General features: G+C 72.3%; 13 protein-coding genes. 10 read left to right on the top strand and 3 right to left on the bottom strand.

Annotated features, from left to right (window positions below; translation table 11 throughout):
* Positions 1-17 precede the first annotated feature (17 nt).
* Positions 18-995, top strand: coding sequence for a J domain-containing protein (locus F9278_RS24150; protein ID WP_152170195.1), 978 nt, complete (start codon positions 18-20; stop codon positions 993-995).
* Between the two features lie 121 nt (positions 996-1,116).
* Positions 1,117-1,446, top strand: a complete 330-nt coding sequence (locus tag F9278_RS24145; protein WP_152174091.1) for a rhodanese-like domain-containing protein — start codon at positions 1,117-1,119, stop codon at positions 1,444-1,446.
* A 38-nt stretch (positions 1,447-1,484) separates the two neighbouring features.
* Here F9278_RS24145 and F9278_RS24140 read toward each other — a convergent pair whose 3' ends face one another.
* Positions 1,485-2,687, bottom strand: a complete 1,203-nt coding sequence (locus F9278_RS24140) for an acyl-CoA dehydrogenase family protein (protein ID WP_152170194.1) — start codon at positions 2,685-2,687, stop codon at positions 1,485-1,487.
* Between the two features lie 327 nt (positions 2,688-3,014).
* Between F9278_RS24140 and F9278_RS24135 the strand changes: the two genes are divergently transcribed.
* Genes F9278_RS24135 through F9278_RS24125 form a run of 3 tightly spaced genes read left to right on the top strand, consistent with a single transcriptional unit; the run spans position 3,015 to position 6,096 of the window.
* Positions 3,015-3,917 (top strand): DUF5819 family protein, encoded by a 903-nt coding sequence (locus F9278_RS24135; RefSeq protein ID WP_152170193.1) that lies wholly within the window; start codon positions 3,015-3,017, stop codon positions 3,915-3,917.
* Positions 3,914-5,299: an HTTM domain-containing protein gene (locus F9278_RS24130; protein ID WP_226966902.1), complete on the top strand. Its 1,386-nt coding sequence runs from the start codon at positions 3,914-3,916 to the stop codon at positions 5,297-5,299. The genes F9278_RS24135 and F9278_RS24130 overlap by 4 nt, the downstream gene beginning before the upstream one ends.
* The gene (locus F9278_RS24125) at positions 5,296-6,096 is read left to right on the top strand and encodes a TrmH family RNA methyltransferase (protein WP_226966901.1); all 801 of its coding nucleotides are present in this window, start codon (positions 5,296-5,298) and stop codon (positions 6,094-6,096) included. The genes F9278_RS24130 and F9278_RS24125 overlap by 4 nt, the downstream gene beginning before the upstream one ends.
* A 37-nt stretch (positions 6,097-6,133) precedes the next feature.
* Here F9278_RS24125 and paaN read toward each other — a convergent pair whose 3' ends face one another.
* Positions 6,134-7,840: a phenylacetic acid degradation protein PaaN gene (gene paaN, locus F9278_RS24120; protein ID WP_152170192.1), complete on the bottom strand. Its 1,707-nt coding sequence runs from the start codon at positions 7,838-7,840 to the stop codon at positions 6,134-6,136.
* A gap of 146 nt (positions 7,841-7,986) precedes the next feature.
* On the opposite strand from paaN, the gene F9278_RS24115 reads away from it, so the two are divergent.
* Both F9278_RS24115 and F9278_RS24110 read left to right on the top strand, forming a co-directional pair.
* Positions 7,987-9,504 carry a 3-hydroxyacyl-CoA dehydrogenase gene (locus F9278_RS24115; protein ID WP_152170191.1) on the top strand — a complete coding sequence of 506 codons (1,518 nt, stop codon included), beginning with the start codon at positions 7,987-7,989 and terminating at the stop codon, positions 9,502-9,504.
* A complete protein-coding gene (locus F9278_RS24110; RefSeq protein WP_152170190.1) occupies positions 9,501-10,091 on the top strand; it encodes a TetR/AcrR family transcriptional regulator in 591 nt (196 codons plus the stop codon). The genes F9278_RS24115 and F9278_RS24110 overlap by 4 nt, the downstream gene beginning before the upstream one ends.
* Positions 10,092-10,126: 35 nt before the next feature.
* Here the strand turns inward: F9278_RS24110 and F9278_RS24105 are convergent, their stop codons facing one another.
* The gene (locus tag F9278_RS24105) at positions 10,127-10,612 is read right to left on the bottom strand and encodes an Lrp/AsnC family transcriptional regulator (RefSeq protein ID WP_152174088.1); all 486 of its coding nucleotides are present in this window, start codon (positions 10,610-10,612) and stop codon (positions 10,127-10,129) included.
* A 189-nt stretch (positions 10,613-10,801) separates the two neighbouring features.
* Between F9278_RS24105 and pdhA the strand changes: the two genes are divergently transcribed.
* The 3 genes from pdhA to F9278_RS24090 are packed head-to-tail and all read left to right on the top strand — an operon-like array spanning position 10,802 to position 14,447.
* A complete protein-coding gene (gene pdhA, locus F9278_RS24100; protein WP_152170189.1) occupies positions 10,802-11,935 on the top strand; it encodes a pyruvate dehydrogenase (acetyl-transferring) E1 component subunit alpha in 1,134 nt (377 codons plus the stop codon).
* On the top strand, positions 11,935-12,939 hold the full coding sequence (locus F9278_RS24095; protein WP_152170188.1) for an alpha-ketoacid dehydrogenase subunit beta: 1,005 nt from the start codon (positions 11,935-11,937) through the stop codon (positions 12,937-12,939). Before pdhA ends, F9278_RS24095 begins: the two co-directional genes overlap by 1 nt.
* The gene (locus tag F9278_RS24090) at positions 12,939-14,447 is read left to right on the top strand and encodes a dihydrolipoamide acetyltransferase family protein (RefSeq protein WP_152170187.1); all 1,509 of its coding nucleotides are present in this window, start codon (positions 12,939-12,941) and stop codon (positions 14,445-14,447) included. The genes F9278_RS24095 and F9278_RS24090 overlap by 1 nt, the downstream gene beginning before the upstream one ends.
* Positions 14,448-14,505: the final 58 nt, after the last annotated feature.

Raw genomic sequence — 14,505 nt, 5'->3', positions numbered from 1 at the left:
GGCCTAGGCTGGGTCGGGTGACGACCCCGGAAGCCGAGCAGACACCGTCCGAGCGCCCCGCCGAGCCCGTGGAGCCCGATGAGGGTGCGGAGCCCGTGGGGGACGCGGCGCCCGATGAGGGTGCGGCGTTCACCGAAGGCGAGGCGTCCACGGAGGGCTCGTCCTCGGCCGCTGAGGGACCGGCGTCGGCCGAAGGCGACGGCGCCGGCTCGGGGCGGCCCGAGGAGCGGCTGGAGCGGGCCGTGCGGGCGGCCGAGCAGGCGTTGATCGAGTACGAGATCGCCGTCGAGACCTTCCGGGTCGAGGTGGAGAACTTCTCCCGGCTGCACCACCAGAAGCTCGGCCCCGTGTACGCGCGGCTCGACGAACTGGACGCCCGGATCGCCGAGGCGAAGGCCGCACGCACCGGGAACCCCGAGGACGTCCGCAAGGCGGAGGAGGCACGGGCCCGGGTCATGCCCATGCCGGGCGTGGAGGAGCTGTTCCACGGCTGGATGGACTCGGAGGGCCTGTTCCCCGAGGCCGCGGCCATGCTCACCGACCGGCCCGTACGGTCCCCGGAGCGGGTGCGCCCGAGCGACGAGGCCCGCAGGCTCTACCGCGAGCTGGTCCGCAAGGCCCACCCCGACCTGGCACGGGACGACAAGGAGCGGGAGCGGCGGGACGAGTTCATAGCCCGTGTGAACGCCGCGTACGGCCGTGGCGACGAGGTGCTGCTGCGGGAGCTGTCCGAGGAGTGGGCGGCCGGGCCCGTGCCGGAGGAGCTCAGGCCGAGCCGGGCCGAGGAGCTGTACGCCCGCCTCGAATGGCTCGCCCAGCGCAAGGAACTGCTCGCCGCCGTCGCCCGTGAGCTGGAGGAGGGGGCCATCGGCTCGATGCTCCGCCTCGCCCCGCACGACCCCGACCGCCTCCTCGACGAGATCGCCGACCAGCTGCTGGCGGAGGTCGAGCAGCGGGAAGCCGAACTGACGGAACTGCTCGGCCAGGACGGGTAGTCCGGGAGTCCGGGCCCGGCGAGGAAGCAGGGAGGCCCGCTTCTCCCGGTCGGAGTGCGGAGGGCCCGGGTCGTCCGTCGTCCGGTCGGGTAGCGTCGTACGCATGCATTTCGGAGCGGATGTGCCCACGGTCGAGGTCGGGGACCTCAAGGACGACGACTTCCTGCTGGACGTCCGGGAGGACGACGAGTGGCAGGCGGGTCATGCCGAAGGGGCGCTGCACATCCCCATCAGCGAGTTCGTGGCGCGCTACGGCGAGGTGACCGAGGCGGCGCCGCAGGACGGCAGGATCCATGTGATCTGCCGGTCGGGCGGGCGTTCGGCGCAGGTCACCATGTATCTCGTCCAGCGGGGCATCGACGCCGTGAACGTGGACGGCGGCATGCAGGTCTGGGCGGCCGTCGGGCGCCCGGTGGTGGACGACCAGGGCGGGGCGGGGTTCGTCCTCTAGGGGACGCCCGTGCCCCGAGGCGTGGGGTCGCGCGGCGCTCAGCCCAGGGGGTGTGCGGCCAGGAGGTCGCCCAGCGCCTCCTCGTGCGCCGCCGCGGGGCCCAGGGACAGTTCCAGGTACTTGGCCCAGGCGTGGTAGCGGTGCAGCGGGTAGTCGACGTCGGCGCCGAAGCCCCCGTGCAGATGCTGTGCGGTCTGTACGACCCGTCGTACCCCCTCCGAGGCCCAGATCTTGGCCACGGAGACGTCGCCGGCGGCGGGCAGCGCGCCGCCCGCTCCGGAGGTGATCCGCCAGGCGGCCTGCCACAGTGTCGCCTCCATCGCGCGCAGGTCGATGAAGCGGTCGGCGGCCTGCACGGCGACGGCCTGGAACGAGGCGATCGGGAAACCGAACTGTTCCCGCTTGCCGGCGTACTCGCTGGTCATGCGGAGTACGCCCTCACCCAGCCCGAGCGCCAGCGCGCAGGTCCCGGTGGCCAGCAGATCACGCAGCCGCTCCCACGCGCCCTCCGCGTCGATGACGTCCCGGGCGGCGATGCGGGCCGATTCCAGCCGTAGTTCCGCCAGCCGTTCACCGGCGGTGGAGATCTGCTCGGCGAGCGTCACCCCTTCGTGGAGGCGGGGGACGAGGGCGAGCACGGTCCGGCCGTCGGCGGCGGCCGTGTCCTGCTCGGCCCCGGCGGGGATGCCCGGGACACCGGGGGTGACCGTCGTGGGCGCGACCGTCGCGGGGACGACGACGAAGTCCGCGTTGTACGCCCAGGGGACCGCTGTCTGCATGCCGTCCAGGACCCAGGCGCCGTCCTCGTCCCGGCGGGCGGTCACGGCGAGTTCGGCCGGGTCGTGGCCGGTGCGGCCGTGCGCGGCGACGGTCAGGACTACCTCGCCCCGGCCGACGCGCGCGAGCAGATCCGCCTTCAGCTCCTCGCTGCCGTGCGCCTGTACGGCCACGGCGGCGGCGCTGCTCTCCAGCAGCGGCCCCCTGGCCAGGACCTTCGCCGATTCGCGCAGCACCAGACACAGCGCGATCGGGTCGAGGCCCGACCCTCCGTACGAGGGGTCCAGCAGCAGGCTCAGCAGATCCCCGTCGGCGAGCTTCGTCCACAGGGCCCGGTCGAAGTCGTCCGCCACGGCCCCCGGCACGAGCGACGGGCTCGGTACGTTGTCCGGCGCGACCCCGGCGAACACCGCCCTCGCCGCCTCGGCCGCCGCCTGCTGCTCCTCGGTGAAGGTGAAGTCCACGGTCCCGCCCCTTCCGTGTCGCCGATGACGGGGCGTCAAGATAGAACAGGTTCTAGAAGAAGGGAATGGGGTGGCGGGGCCGGGGAACGGCCGGGGGGTAACAAGCCAGGTGGGGCGGCCGGCGGGGCGGGCGGGGCGGTTTCCGGGAGAGTGGCGGACCGTGCCGCGCCGTAAGGTGTCCCCCGCTGTGGATAACCTCATGGGTGCCGTGTGAGCGGTGTGACGATGTGACTGTTGTGGCCATCGGGGCTGTGCCGGAGGAACGCGGCTGAGTAAGTTCCGGTGGGGAAAGCGGACCGGGTAGTGGGAATCGGGGAGCGGGGCGGAATGGACGCGAACGACGAGGGCTCGGACGCCCGGCGAGCGCCGGACGAGCCCGAGGGCTCCGCCTCCGTGAGCGATGCGACCGCGAAGGCGCGGATCCCCCGGCAGGCCTCGGCCCCGGACTCGGCCCCGAACTCGGTCCCGGTCCCGGTCCCGGATCCCGCTCCGGCCTCGGAATCGGAGCCGGAGCCGGAGTCGCCGTCGGCCACCGGTATCGCCGGGCTCACCCTGCCGTACCAGATAGCCGTGGCGCTGGTGCTGGCGGTCGTGGCGGTGGCGACCTGCGCGCACCTCGGGCTGGTGTTCCTCCATATCGCCCCCTCGAACACGCTGACGAAGCAGCACGGTCGGGCGGTGGACGAATGGGTGTACCCGGAGTTCGAGCAGAACTGGAAGCTGTTCGCGCCGAACCCGTTGCAGCAGAACATCGCGGTGCAGGCTCGCGCCGAGGTCCGTACGGCGGACGGTGAGCGGCGCCAAACCGGTTGGTACGACCTGTCCGCCCTGGACGGCGCCGCGATCGACGGGAATCCGATCCCGAGCCACACCCAACAGAACGAACTGCGCCGGGCCTGGGACTTCTATGTCTCCACGCACGACGGCGAGTACCGCGCCACGTCCTCGCGCGGCGGTCTCTCCGAGCGCTATGTGCGCCGCATCGTGGTGATGCGCCTCGACCGTGAGCAGGCCGGTGGCCCCGGCGGTGTGATCGAGCGGATCCAGCTCCGGTCCCGAACCACCAATGTGCCGTCGCCCGAGTGGAGCGAGGAAAAGGTGTCCGACAAGCCCGTCGTCCGTGAGCTGCCCTGGTGGTCGGTGACCGACACCGACCGGACGGACGTCGCCGCCAACGCGGCCGGCGCCGGCCTGGGCGTGACCGGCCGGACGGAGGCGAGCGCCGAATGAGCTCTGTGACCCCGCCCGAGAACCCGGCCAACAACCAGACCGCCGCGGGTCCGGCCGCCGCGGGTCCGGCCGCTGTCGGCCAGACCGCCGCCGCCCAGACCGTTCCGGTCCGGCCGGTGAGCCCGCTGGGGCGCCTCACCGCCGCGATAGGCAACGGGATCACCCGTGTCTCGGATCGCGCGCTGGGCCCGTACCAGAGCGCGATCATCCGTATCGGCTTCTCCGCGACCTGGTTGCTGTTCCTGCTGCGCGAGTTCCCGCACCGGCGCGAGTTGTACGGCCCGAACGGGCCCTGGAGCTGGGAGCTCGCCCAGCAGCTGATCGGGACCAACGACGCCTTCACGGTGCTGATGTGGTCCGACAGCATGGTGTGGTTCGAGATCGTCTACGCCGTGGCCGTCCTGGCCACCCTCCTGCTGCTGCTCGGCTGGCGCACCCGTGCCATGAGCGTGCTCTTCATGGTGGGCGTGCTCTCGCTGCAGAACCGCAGCGTCTTCATGGGCGACGGCGGCGACAACGTCCTGCACCTCATGGCGATCTATCTCGTCTTCGTCCGCTGCGCCCAGGTCTGGTCGCTGGACGCCCGGCGCGCACGGCGCACGCGCGAGCGCCTGGAGCGGGACGGCAGGGCACCGGAGGACCGGGTCGGCCCGGCCCTGTGGTGTGTGCTCGGGTTCGCGCTGCTGGTGGCGACGTTCGGCGGTCTGATTCCCGGCGGTCTGCTGGGCGGCTGGCTGACGTTCTTCTGGGGGCTGTGGGCCGTGCACGGCCTGTTCTGGGCCGCCGGCCGCATCGAGTCGGACACCAAGCCGCGGGTGCTGCTCGACATCGTCGGCAATCTCACGCACAACGCCGTCCTGCTCGTGATCATGGCCGAGGCGTGTCTGATCTACGCGGCGGCCGGCTGGTACAAGGTCCAGGGCGGACGCTGGCAGGACGGCACGGCCGCCTACTACCCGCTCCACCTGGACTACTTCTCGCCCTGGGCCGCGCTCTCCGACCTGATGACGTCCAGCGGCACGATGGTGATGCTGGTGACGTACGGGACGGTGATCGTGCAGGTCGCCTTCCCGTTCACGCTCTTCAACCGGCGCGTCAAGAACGTCCTGCTGGCCGTCATGATGACCGAGCACGCGGTGATCGCCGTCGTGCTGGGCCTGCCGTTCTTCTCGCTCGCGATGATCGCCGCCGACGCCGTCTTCCTGCCGACGTCCTTCCTGAAGCGTGTGGGCCGCCTCGTGGCACGCGCGCGTGACCGCGTCGTACGCCGTGTGCTGCCGGGGCGTGGCGCCGAGGTCCCGGGCCCGCGCGACCCGGAGCGGTCACCGCTCCCGCAGGAGAAGGAGTCGGCCGAGCAGGCCCACGTAGGCTTCACCGCATGAACGATCCGGTGAGCGATCCGGTGAACGGACCAGCGGGCGGGCCGGTCGACGGCCCGGGGGACGACCCCCTGCGGGTCTGGCGTCGGCTCGCCGACACCGCCGTGCTGCTGGACGGTTTCCACGCCCTCAAGCACGCCGTGCGCTTCGGCGCCGAGGTGCCGGTGGCCGTCACCGCCGACCGCGCGGCGGCGCTCGCCCTCGCCGACGAGCTTGCCCCGGACGTACGGGACCGGTTCGTGGACCTCCTCCGGGAGATCCCGGAGGAGACGTACCGGACGCTGGTGCCGCGCCCGCACCCCACCGCCGTCGCCGCCCTGGCCGTGCGCCCCTCGCGCGCGGCTCAGTTGACGGCGCTCGCCCGCACCCCGCGCACCACCCCTGTCGTCGTCCTCGACAACCCGCGCAACCTGGGCAACGCGGGGGCCGTGATCAGGCTGGCCGCCGGTTTCGGCGCGACCGGTGTGGTCACCACGGGCACGCTGGACCCCTGGCACCCCACGGTCGTACGCGGCGGGGCGGGCCTGCACTTCGCGACCGCCGTCGAGCGGCTGGAGGTCGCCGACCTGCCCCCGGGCCCGCTCTTCGCGCTGGACCCCGAGGGCGACGACATCCGGGGGCTGAAGCTCCCGGACGACGCCGTCCTCGCCTTCGGCTCCGAACGCAGTGGCCTCTCCACCGAACTCCGCGCCCGTGCCGACCACTTGCTGTCACTCCCCATGCGCCCCCAGGTCTCCAGCTACAACCTGGCGACCAGTGTGGCGATGACGCTGTACCACTGGAGCATGGGTTCCTTCTGAGGGCGGTCCGACCGAAGCCGTGGCTTCGAGCGGCTTCCTACGCCTCGCTCCGCACCTCGACCACCCGGAACCGGTTGGCGACGAACGCCCCGTCGCACAGCGCCGCGTTGGCGGCCGGATTGCCACCGGACCCGTGGAAGTCCGAGAACGCCGCCGTCTGGTTCACATACACCCCACCCGTGAGGTTCAGCGACAACTGCGCGCACTCCTCCAGGCAGACCTCCTCCACGGCCTCGGCCACCTCGCCGGAGGTCGTGTACGCGCCGACGGTCATCGCGCCCTTGTCGGCGATGGTCCGGCGCAGCAACTCCAGCCCGTCCGCGGTCGAGTCGACGGCGACGGCGAACGACACCGGCCCGAAGCACTCGCTCATGTAGGCGGCCTCGTCCTCGGTCCGCTCCCAGAACTTCCGCGCGCCGTCGAGCTTCACGATCACCGGTGTGCGGACGACCGCGTCCGGGAACTCGGGGTTGGTGATCTCCCTTGAGGGGAGAGCGACTTCGCCGAGAGAGGCGGCGGCTTCGAGGCGGGCCTTGACGTCGGGGTTCACGATCGCGCCGAGCAGCGCGTTCGCGCGCGCGTCGTCGCCCAGCAGGCCGCCGACCGACCCGGCGAGATCGGCGACGACCTCGTCGTAGGACTTGGGGCCCTCGTCGGTGGTGATGCCGTCGCGGGGGACCAGCAGGTTCTGCGGGGTGGTGCACATCTGGCCGCTGTACAGGGACAGGGAGAACGCCAGGTTGGAGAGCATGCCCTTGTAGTCGTCGGTGGAGTCGACGAGCACCGTGTTGACGCCGGCCTTCTCCGTGTAGACCTCCGCCTGGCGGGCGTTGGCCTCCAGCCAGTCGCCGAAGGACGTCGAGCCGGTGTAGTCGATGACGCGGATCTCGGGGCGGGTGGCCAGGTCCTTGGCGATGCCCTCGCCCGGACGTTCGGCGGCCAGCGCGACCAGGTCGGGGGCGAAGCCGGCCTCGGCGAGTACCTCGCGGGCGACCTGGACGGTGAGGGCGAGCGGCAGCACCGCGCGCGGGTGGGGCTTCACGAGGACCGCGTTGCCGGTGGCGAGGGAGGCGAACAGGCCCGGGTAGCCGTTCCACGTGGGGAAGGTGTTGCAGCCGATGACCAGGGCGATCCCGCGCGGGACCGGCTTGAACCGCTTGGTGAGTGTGAGCGGGTCGCGCTTGCCCTGGGGCTTGCTCCACCGCGCCTCGTCGGGGGTGCGGACCTGCTCCGCGTACGCGTACGCCACCGCCTCCAGGCCCCGGTCCTGGGCGTGCGGGCCGCCCGCCTGGAACGCCATCATGAAGGCCTGGCCGCTGGTGTGCATGACGGCGTGGGCGAACTCGTGGGTGCGGTCGCTGATCCGCTTGAGGATCTCCAGACACACCGCCGCGCGGGCCTCCGCGCCCGCGTCGCGCCACGCGCGCTGGCCCGCCTTCATGGCGGGCAGCAGCGTGTCCACGTCCGCGTGCGGGTAGGTGACGCCCAGCTCGATGCCGTACGGGGAGACCTCGCCGCCGACCCAGTCGTCGGTGCCGGGCTGGCCGAGGTCGAGGCGGGTGCCGAGGAGGGCGTCGAAGGCGGCCTTGCCCTCGGCCATGCCCAGGCTGCCGTTCTCGCCGTACGCCTTGGGGTGCTCGGGGTGGGGCGACCAGTACGCGCGTGTGCGAATCGCTTCCAGTGCCTGGTCGAGCGTGGTCCGGTGCTCGGCGATCAGGGCGTGCGCGGAAGGTTCGGCGGCCATGCGTGACCAACTCCTCACGTCAGGGCTCTTCGTCGGGCTCTGACCTGGGCAGGAACATGCGGACAGAGTTAGAGTAACCGAACGATCGGTCGGGACAAGGGGGTCCGCCGCATCTGTGGACAACCTCGTGCGGGAGGATCGCGCACATGACAGGACTCGACCTCAGCAGCCCCGTGGCCGTCGTCGGCACCGGCACCATGGGTCAGGGCATCGCCCAGGTCGCACTGGTCGCGGGCCATCCCGTACGACTGTTCGACTCCGTCGCCGGTCGCGCGCGGGAGGCCGCCGAGGCGATCGGCGCCCGGCTCGACCGGCTCGTCGCGAAGGACCGTATGACCGGCGCCGACCGGGACGCCGCACGCGCCCGGCTGCACGCCGCCGAGAGCCTCACCGGCCTCGCGGACTGCGGTCTCGTCGTCGAGGCGGTCCTGGAGCGGCTGGACGTCAAACAGGAGCTCTTCCGCGCGCTGGAGGAGGTGGTCGGCGAGGACTGCCTGCTCGCCACCAACACCTCCAGCCTGTCCGTCACGGCCATCGGAGGCGCCCTGCGCAACCCGGGCCGTTTCGTGGGCCTGCACTTCTTCAACCCCGCGCCGCTGCTGCCCCTCGTCGAGGTCGTCTCCGGGTTCGCCACCGACGTCACTTCGGCCACGCGCGCGTACGAGACGGCCGGCGCCTGGGGCAAGACACCGGTCGCCTGCGCCGACACCCCTGGCTTCATCGTCAACCGCATCGCACGGCCGTTCTACGCCGAGGCCTTCGCGGTGTACGAGTCGCAGGCCGCCGAGCCCGTCACCATCGACGCGATCCTGCGCGAGTGCGGTGGCTTCAGGATGGGCGCCTTCGAACTGACCGACCTCATCGGGCAGGACGTCAACGAATCCGTCACCCACTCCGTGTGGCAGGCCTTCTTCCAGGACGTGCGGTTCACGCCCTCGCTGGCCCAGCGGCGGCTGGTGGAGTCCGGCCGGCTCGGCCGCAAGACGGGCCGGGGCTGGTACGAGTACGCCGACGACGCCGAGCCCTCCGAGCCGCACACCGCCGACCCGGTCCCCGCGCCCGCGTACGTCGTCGTCGAGGGCGATCTGGGACCCGCCTCCGAACTGCTCACGTTGATCCGGGAGGCGGGCATCGCCGTCCGCGAGGACGAGGAGGACCACGGCACCCGGCTGGTCCTGCCGAGCGGCGGCCAACTGGCCCTCGCCGACGGGCAGACGTCCGTGGAGTTCCGGGACGTCGTCTACTTCGACCTCTCGCTCGACTACCGCAGGGCCACCCGGATCGCGCTGTCCGCCTCGCAGGACACCTCGCCGCAGACCCTCGCGGAGGCCACCGGGCTCTTCCAGGCGCTCGGCAAGGACGTCAGCGTCATCGGGGACGCCCCCGGCATGATCGTCGCCCGTACGGTCGCGCGGATCATCGACCTCGCGCACGACGCCGTCGCCAAGGGCGTGGCCACCAAGGAGGACATCGACACGGCGATGCGTCTGGGCGTCAACTACCCGCTGGGGCCCTTCGAATGGAGCCGCAGGCTCGGCCGGAACTGGGCGTACGCCCTCTTGGACGACCTGCACCTGCGCGACCCCTCCGGGCGCTACGCGCCCTCGCTGGCGCTCTACCGCCACGCCTACGCCTCCGACAAGCGGGAGGGCACCTCCTCATGACCACCGCCAAGCGCGACACGTACACCCCGGAGACACTGCTGTCCGTCGCGGTCCGGGTCTTCAACGAGCGCGGCTACGACGGCACCTCCATGGAGCACCTCTCCAAGGCGGCCGGTATCTCCAAGTCGTCGATATACCACCACGTCACGGGCAAGGAGGAGCTGCTGCGCCGGGCCGTCAGCCGGGCGCTGGACGGGCTCTTCGGGATCCTCGACGAGGAACCCGCGCGCGTGGGACGGGCGGTGGAGCGCCTGGAGCACGTCGTGCGGCGCATGGTCGAGGTGCTCATGAGCGAGCTCCCCTATGTGACCCTGCTGCTGCGGGTGCGCGGCAACACCGACACCGAGCGCTGGGCGCTGGAGCGGCGCCGCGACTTCGACCATCGGGTCGCCGAGCTGCTGAAGGCCGCCGCCGCGGACGGGGACGTGCGCGGGGACGTGGAGGTGCGGCTCGCGACCCGGCTCGTCTTCGGGATGATCAACTCCATCGTGGAGTGGTACCGGCCGGACGGGCGGGGCATGGGCGAGCGGGAGGTGTCCGAGGCCGTGACGCACCTGGTCTTCACGGGGCTGCGCGCCCAGGACTGAGCGCCCTTCGGGAAGGCCCGTTCCACGCCCTCCCCTCATCCCTCCGGTTCCACGTCCTCCTCCTCGAACACCAGCAGCGTCCGGGTGCTGAGCACCTCCGGGATGGCCTGGAGTTTGGTGAGGACGACCTCGCGCAGGGCCCGGTTGTCCGAGGTGTGGACCAGGAGCAGGACGTCGTAGTCGCCGCCGACCAGCGCGATGTGGGCGGCGCCGGACAGCTGGCGCAGCTGCTCGCGGACCGTGCGCCAGGAGTTCTGCACGATCTTCAGGGTGATGTAGGCCGAGGTGCCCTTTCCGGCGCGCTCGTGGTTCACGCGCGCCCCGAAGCCCCGGATCACGCCGTCCTCGATGAGACGGTTGATACGGGCGTAGGCGTTGGCGCGGGAGACGTGCACGCGTTCGGCGACCGACCGTATCGAGGCGCGGCCGTCCGCCTGGAGCATGCGCAGGATGTCCTGATCTATGGCGTCGAGCGGGCGAGGGGGCGGCAGGGCCGGGCCGTGCTCCGGTGGCTCGGCCATTTGTTCAGGTGCCATGTGCCCCCGCCTCCCTACCATGGACGTACTGCGTTCATTGCAGGCTGTGCAGAACCGTTTGTCCACAGCCTGAGGGTGCCTGTAGCCAAAATGCGTCAACGACCGAACAATCGGTAGGTGAGACGCGTCACAGCCGTGCCGCGTCCCGGAGCCACTCCCACGAGGAGGTGCCGTATGACGGTCATGGAGCAGCGGGGCGCGTACCGCCCGACACCGCCGCCCGCCTGGCAGCCCCGCACGGACCCCGCGCCGCTGTTGCCCGACGCGCTGCCGTACCGCGTGCTCGGCACGGACGCGGCGGCCGACGCCGACCCCGCGCTGCTGCGCCGGCTCTACGCCGAGCTGGTGCGCGGCCGTCGCTACAACACGCAGGCCACGGCCCTGACCAAGCAGGGCAGGCTCGCCGTCTACCCCTCCAGCACCGGCCAGGAGGCCTGCGAGGTCGCCGCCGCGCTGGTCCTCGAAGACCGGGACTGGCTCTTCCCGAGCTACCGGGACACGCTCGCCGCCGTCGCCCGCGGCCTCGACCCCGTCCAGGCGCTCACACTGCTGCGCGGCGACTGGCACACCGGCTACGACCCCCGCGAGCACCGCGTGGCACCGCTTTGCACCCCGCTCGCCACTCAGCTCCCGCACGCCGTGGGCCTCGCGCACGCCGCCCGCCTCAAGGGCGACGACGTGGTGGCGCTCGCCCTGGTCGGCGACGGCGGCACCAGCGAGGGCGACTTCCACGAGGCACTCAACTTCGCCGCCGTCTGGCAGGCCCCGGTCGTCTTCCTCGTCCAGAACAACGGCTTCGCGATCTCCGTCCGCCTGGAGAAGCAGACGGCCGCCCCCTCGCTGGCCCACAAGGCCGTCGGCTACGGGATGCCGGGCCGCCTGGTCGACGGCAACGACGCCGTGGCCGTGCACCAGGTGCTCGCCGGGGCCGTGGCCCACGCACGCGCGGGCGGCGGTCCCACCCTGGTCGAGGCGGTGACGTACCGCATCGACGCCCACACCAACGCCGACGACGCGACCCGCTACCGGGTCGACGCCGAGGTCGAGACCTGGCGCGCGCACGACCCGATCGTGCTCCTGGAGCACGAGCTGACCGAGCGCGGACTCCTCGACGAGGACGGCGTCCGGGCCGCCCGCGACGCCGCCGAGACGATGGCGGCCGACCTGCGCGAGCGCATGAACCAGGACCCCGTGCTCGACCCCATGGACCTCTTCGCGCACGTCTACGCCGAACCCACCCCGCAACTGCGCGAACAGGAGGCCCTGCTGCGGGCCGAGCTGGCGGCGGAGCGAGAAGGGGCGCAGTGATGACCACCGTCGCCCTCAAGCCCGCCACCATGGCGCAGGCGCTCACCCGAGCCCTGTGCGACGCCATGACCGCCGACCTCACCGTGCACGTCATGGGCGAGGACGTCGGCACCCTCGGCGGCGTCTTCCGGGTCACCGACGGGCTCGCCGAGGAGTTCGGCGAGGACCGGGTCACCGACACCCCGCTCGCCGAGGCGGGCATCCTCGGCACGGCGGTCGGCATGGCCATGTATGGGCTGAGGCCGGTCGTCGAGATGCAGTTCGACGCGTTCGCCTACCCGGCGTTCGAGCAGCTCATCAGCCATGTCGCCCGTATGCGCAACCGCACGCGCGGCGCGATGCCGCTGCCGATCACCATCCGCGTCCCGTACGGCGGCGGCATCGGCGGCGTCGAGCACCACAGCGACTCCTCCGAGGCCTACTACATGGCGACTCCGGGGCTCCATGTCGTCATGCCGGCCACCGTCGCCGACGCCTACGGGCTGCTGCGTGCCGCCATCGCCTCCGACGACCCGGTCGTCTTCCTGGAGCCCAAGCGCCTGTACTGGTCGAAGGACGCCTGGAACCCCGAGGAACCGCAGGCCGTCGAGCCGATCGGCCGCGCGGTCGTGCGCCGCGCCGGCCGCAGCGCCACGCTCCTCACCTACGGCCCCTCCGTGCCCGTCTGCCTGGAGGCCGCCGAGGCGGCCACGGCCGAGGGCTGGGACCTCGAAGTCGTCGACCTGCGCTCCCTGGTGCCCTTCGACGACGAGACGGTCGCCGCGTCGGTACGACGGACCGGCCGCGCGGTCGTCGTGCACGAGTCCGGTTCCTACGGCGGTCCGGGCGGCGAGATCGCGGCCCGGGTGACCGAGCGCTGCTTCCACCACCTGGAGGCGCCCGTGCTGCGCGTGGCCGGGTTCGACATCCCGTATCCCCCGCCGATGCTGGAGCGGCACCACCTGCCCGGCGTCGACCGGATCCTGGACGCGGTGGGGCGTCTGCAGTGGGAGGCGGAGAACTGATGGCACAGGTGCTGGAGTTCAAGCTGCCCGACCTCGGCGAGGGGCTGACCGAGGCCGAGATCGTCCGCTGGCTGGTCCAGGTCGGGGACGTCGTCGCGATCGACCAGCCGGTCGTCGAGGTCGAGACGGCCAAGGCCATGGTCGAGGTCCCCTGCCCCTACGGCGGGGTCGTCACCGCCCGCTTCGGCGAGGAGGGCACGGAACTGCCCGTGGGCGCTCCGCTGTTGACGGTGGCCGTGGGGGCGCCGGTCGTCGACGGTTCCGCCGGGGGCACGGGCGCGGCCGACGCCGAGAAGAGCGAGGGCTCCGGCAACGTACTGGTCGGATACGGCACGGGAGCGCCGCCGGCGCGCCGCAGGAGGGTGCGGCCGGGGGAGCCCGCACGGTCCGTCGTGCCGGTGCCGGTGCCGGTGCCCGAGGCCGCTCCCGTCGCTGTTCCCGCGCACGCTGCCGCAGCGGCTGTCCCGGTCCGTACGGACGGACCCGTGCCGGTCATCTCCCCGCTGGTCCGCCGCCTCGCCCGCGAGAACGGCCTCGACCTGCGGGAACTGACGGGATCCGGACCCCAGGGGCTGATCCTGCGGGCGGACGTGGAGCGCGCGCTGCGGTCCACCGCGCCCTCGGGCCGGGCACCGGAGACGAGGGAGGCACCGGCCGTGCGCCCCGTCGCGGTACCCACCGCCCCGCCCGCGGCTGCCTCCGCCACGGCTGCCTCCGCCACGGCTGGCTCCGCCACGGCTGGCTCCGCCACGGCTGGCTCCGCCACGGCTGGCTCCGCCACGGCTGGCTCCGCCACGGCCGCCTCCGCCACGGCCGCCTCCGGCACCCGCGTCCCGCTGCGCGGCGTCCGGGGTGCCGTGGCCGACAAGCTCTCCCGCAGCCGGCGCGAGATCCCCGACGCGACCTGCTGGGTGGACGCCGACGCGACGGAGCTGATGCACGCCCGTACGGCCATGAACGCGGCCGGCGGCCCGAAGATCTCCCTCCTCGCGCTGCTTGCCCGGATCTGCACCGCCGCGCTGGCCCGCTTCCCGGAACTGAACTCGACGGTCGACATGGAGGCCCGCGAGGTCGTACGGCTCGACCATGTGCACCTCGGGTTCGCCGCGCAGACGGAACGGGGCCTGGTCGTCCCCGTCGTACGGGACGCGCACACCAGGAACGCGGAGTCGCTCGGCGCGGAGTTCGCCCGGCTGACCGAGGCGGCGCGGACCGGGACCCTGACGCCCGCCCAGCTGACCGGCGGGACCTTCACGCTGAACAACTACGGAGTGTTCGGCGTCGACGGTTCCACGCCGATCATCAACCACCCCGAGGCCGCCATGCTCGGCGTCGGCCGTATCGTCCCCAAGCCCTGGGTGCACCGGGGCGAACTGGCGGTACGGCAGGTCGTGCAGCTCTCGCTCACCTTCGACCACCGAGTCTGCGACGGCGGCACGGCGGGCGGCTTCCTGCGATACGTGGCGGACTGCGTCGAACAGCCGGCGGTGCTGCTGCGCACGCTCTGATCATCGGCTTCGCCGGTCGGGTTCGATCGCTCCGCGCCATCGGACCCGACCGGGCCGT

It is taken from the genome of Streptomyces phaeolivaceus (genome assembly GCF_009184865.1).
GTDB lineage: Bacteria > Actinomycetota > Actinomycetes > Streptomycetales > Streptomycetaceae > Streptomyces > Streptomyces phaeolivaceus.
The sequence above is the reverse complement of the archived record's forward strand: the minus strand, read 5'-3'. Positions and strand labels throughout refer to the sequence as shown.

What these genes read in the sequence shown, in the direction of transcription:
- F9278_RS24135 (WP_152170193.1), top strand. Translation starts at nt 3,015, where the DNA reads ATGGACGCGAACGACGAGGGCTCGGACGCCCGGCGAGCGCCGGACGAG.
- F9278_RS24130 (WP_226966902.1), top strand. Translation starts at nt 3,914, where the DNA reads ATGAGCTCTGTGACCCCGCCCGAGAACCCGGCCAACAACCAGACCGCC.
- F9278_RS24125 (WP_226966901.1), top strand. Translation starts at nt 5,296, where the DNA reads ATGAACGATCCGGTGAGCGATCCGGTGAACGGACCAGCGGGCGGGCCG.
- paaN (WP_152170192.1), bottom strand. Translation starts at nt 7,840, where the DNA reads ATGGCCGCCGAACCTTCCGCGCACGCCCTGATCGCCGAGCACCGGACC.
- F9278_RS24115 (WP_152170191.1), top strand. Translation starts at nt 7,987, where the DNA reads ATGACAGGACTCGACCTCAGCAGCCCCGTGGCCGTCGTCGGCACCGGC.
- F9278_RS24110 (WP_152170190.1), top strand. Translation starts at nt 9,501, where the DNA reads ATGACCACCGCCAAGCGCGACACGTACACCCCGGAGACACTGCTGTCC.
- F9278_RS24105 (WP_152174088.1), bottom strand. Translation starts at nt 10,612, where the DNA reads ATGGCCGAGCCACCGGAGCACGGCCCGGCCCTGCCGCCCCCTCGCCCG.
- pdhA (WP_152170189.1), top strand. Translation starts at nt 10,802, where the DNA reads ATGACGGTCATGGAGCAGCGGGGCGCGTACCGCCCGACACCGCCGCCC.
- F9278_RS24095 (WP_152170188.1), top strand. Translation starts at nt 11,935, where the DNA reads ATGACCACCGTCGCCCTCAAGCCCGCCACCATGGCGCAGGCGCTCACC.
- F9278_RS24090 (WP_152170187.1), top strand. Translation starts at nt 12,939, where the DNA reads ATGGCACAGGTGCTGGAGTTCAAGCTGCCCGACCTCGGCGAGGGGCTG.